Origin of the sequence: Kitasatospora sp. NPDC059571, assembly GCF_042735675.1 — a bacterium.
GTDB lineage: Bacteria > Actinomycetota > Actinomycetes > Streptomycetales > Streptomycetaceae > Kitasatospora.
The window spans coordinates 1-2948 of the sequence record NZ_JBHWBW010000156.1; the positions used below are offsets into that span (position 1 = coordinate 1).

2 protein-coding genes and 1 pseudogene are annotated in these 2948 nt (G+C 77.2%); 1 reads left to right on the plus strand and 2 read right to left on the minus strand.

The window, feature by feature from the left end:
• Positions 1-124 precede the first annotated feature (124 nt).
• Entirely contained in the window at positions 125-1108 is a 984-nt protein-coding gene (locus tag ACFV0G_RS18965) for a LysR family transcriptional regulator (protein WP_380548635.1), read from the minus strand.
• A 71-nt stretch (positions 1109-1179) separates the two neighbouring features.
• Between ACFV0G_RS18965 and ACFV0G_RS18970 the strand changes: the two genes are divergently transcribed.
• Positions 1180-2280: a YeiH family protein gene (locus ACFV0G_RS18970; protein ID WP_380548638.1), complete on the plus strand. Its 1101-nt coding sequence runs from the start codon at positions 1180-1182 to the stop codon at positions 2278-2280.
• Between the two features lie 18 nt (positions 2281-2298).
• Here the strand turns inward: ACFV0G_RS18970 and ACFV0G_RS18975 are convergent.
• Positions 2299-2948 (minus strand): annotated as a pseudogene (locus ACFV0G_RS18975) (acetoacetate--CoA ligase); the annotation flags it as partial.

Here is a 2948-nt window from a genome sequence, read left to right on the forward strand (position 1 = left end):
GTGACGACGTCTAGTCCGCGTCCTGTAAGGGCGCGGCAGTCCTCCGTGCCCGACGGCCGGGGGTGCACCGGGGCGGCGGCGCACCCCCGTGGTTCGCCGGGGCCCGGCCGGTGGGCGGGGGCCGTCACCCGCCGGGCCCTGCGCAGGCGAGTAGGTCGGCGGCCGGCCCGGTCGGGGTGCGGCCGGGCGGCCAGACCGCGCGCAGCGAACGGCGCAGGTCGATGCCCGCCGTCTCCACCTCCACCAGGCGGCCGTCGGCGACGGCCGTGCGGACGGCGAGCTCGCTCATGACGGCGGGGCCGGTTCCGGCGATCACGGCGTTGCGGACGGCGGTGGCCGAGCCGAGCTCCAGCAGGCGCCGGGACCCGCCCGCCCCGGCCCGGCGCAGCGCCCGGTCGAGGGTGTCGCGGGTGCCCGATCCGCGTTCCCGCAGCACCAGCGGGGTGGCGGCGAGCTCGGCGGCGTCCAGGGGTCGGCGCCGCCGCGTCCAGGGGTGCCCGGGAGCGACCACCACCAGCAGCCGGTCGCCCGCCACCTGACGGGCCGACAGCCCGCTCGGCGCCTGCGGCGCCTCGATGAAGCCGATGCCCGCCGCTCCCGTGCGCACCAGTTCGGGGACCTGCTCGCTGTTGGTGACCTGAAGGCTCACCTGCAGGTCGGGCCGCAGGCGGCGCAGCCTGCCGAGCCACGCCGGCAGCAGGTACTCGGCGACGGTCATGCTCGCCGCGACCCTGAGCTCGGCGTCGTGCCGACTGCGCAGTGCCTGTGCGCCGGTGACCAGCCGGTCGAGTTCGAACAGGACCCGCTGTGCGCGGTCGACGACCGCTGCGCCGGCGTCGGTGAGCCGGGAGCCGCGGCGGGTCCGGTCGAGCAGGACCAGGCCGAGCCGGCGCTCCAGCGCGGAGAGCCGTTTGCTCGCCGAGGGCTGGGCGATGCCGAGGCGCGCAGCGGCGCTGCCGAGGCTGCCCGTCTCCGCGACGAGGACGAGCAGCCGCAGCGACTCCAGGTCCGGGAGGCGGCCGAACGCGGCCGCCCCGACCGGGCCGGCCGCGGTCGCGTCCGTCCCCGGCGCACGCGCGGCCGTCGTGGTGCCGGCCCGCTCACTCATGCCCATGGGCTATGACCTCCTCTGCAAGTGGGGGCTACGCGGACGTGCGGGCGCCCGGAACAGTCGCGGACATGAGTGATGCTCTCGACTTCCGGTCCGCGGCCACGGCCGCCGCACCTGCGGACCGGCGTACGCCGCACGAGGCGGACGCGCCCCGGCCGTCCCGCCGGAGTGTCCGGGCGGCCCGGGTGCCGGGCCTGGCCGCGGCGCTGGCCGTGGCCGTGGCGGGCACCGCGGTCGGCCGGCTGGTGCCGGTGGTCGGCGGCCCGGTGTCCGGGATCCTGCTGGGCGTGCTGGTCGCCGTCCTCGCCGGGCCGCGCCCGCGGCTGCGCTCCGGGATCGACTTCGCCGGGAAGCCGGTGCTGAAGGCCGCGGTCGTCGTCCTCGGCTCCCAGTTGTCGCTGCTGCAGATCGCCGCGGTGGGCGCCGGTTCGCTGCCGGTGATGGTCGGCACCCTGGCGCTGTGCCTGGCCGCCGCGTACGGCCTCGGCCGGTGGCTCGGGGTGGTCGGCGACCTGCGCACCCTGATCGGCGTGGGGACGGGTGTCTGCGGCGCGTCGGCGATCGCCGCGGTGACGCCGGTCATCGGCGCGGCCGGCGCCGAGGTCGCGTACGCGGTCTCCACCGTCTTCCTCTTCAACATCGCCGCGGTCCTCGCGTTTCCGGTGGTCGGGCATCTGCTCGGGCTGAGCCAGCACGCCTTCGGGCTGTTCGCCGGGACGGCGGTCAACGACATGTCGTCCGTGGTCGCCGCGGCCGCCACCTACGGCCCGGGCGCGGCCGACTACGGCGTCGTCGTGAAGCTCACCCGCACCCTGATGATCATTCCGATCTGCGCGGTGCTGTCGGCGCTGGTCGCCCGGCGAGCCGGCCGCGGGGCGGGGACGGCCGTCACCCGGGTGCGGGTGGCCCGGCTGGTGCCGGGATTCCTGCCGGCCTTCCTGGCCGTGGCCGGTGCGAACACCGCGGGGCTCGTGCCCGCCGGGGCCCGCCACGGCCTCGGCGGGCTCGCGGTCTTCCTGATCACCGTGGCGCTGTCGGCGATCGGCCTCTCCACCGACCTCCGCGGGCTGCGCCGGGCCGGGCCCCGGCCGCTCGTCCTCGGTGGCTGCCTGTGGCTCGTCGTGTCCGTCGGCAGCCTGGGGCTGCAGTGGCTGACCGGGACGCTCTGACCCGGGGCCCGGGCGGACTCACCGGGCCCGCGGTGCCCGGGCAGCGCGGGCGAAGTCCGCGAACCAGGCCAGCATCTCCGGGTGGGTGACGGCCCCCTCGCCGCTCACCTCCGCGGGGTCCGCGCCCTGGAGGATGCGCTTGACCGGGACTTCGAGCCGCTTCCCGGTCAGGGTGCGCGGCACCGCGGGCACTGCGGTGACGGTGTCCGGCACGTGCCTGGGCGAGAGCCGGTGCCGGATCGCCGCGGTGATCCCGGCCCGCAGCGCGTCGTCGAGGACGGCGCCCTCCGCCAGGACCACGAACAGCGGCATGTGGTAGCCGCCGTCGGGCAGTTCGGCCCCCACGACCAGGCTGTCCGCCACCTCGGGCAGCTGCTCCACCACGGCGTAGATGTCGGCCGACCCCATCCGCACGCCCATCCGGTTGAGCGTGGAGTCGGAGCGTCCGGCGACCACGACGGTGAGGTCGTCCCCGACCGTCACCCAGTCGCCGTGCCGCCACACGCCCGGATACGTGTCGAAGTAGCTCGCCCGGTAGCGCGAGCCGTCCGGGTCGCCGACGAAGTGCAGCGGCATCGACGGCAGCGGGGCCGTCACCCCCCGTTACACCCACGCGGCCCGCGCACGCCGCGCCGCCGGGGGGCCCGCGGGGCCCGCGCCCCCCCCGC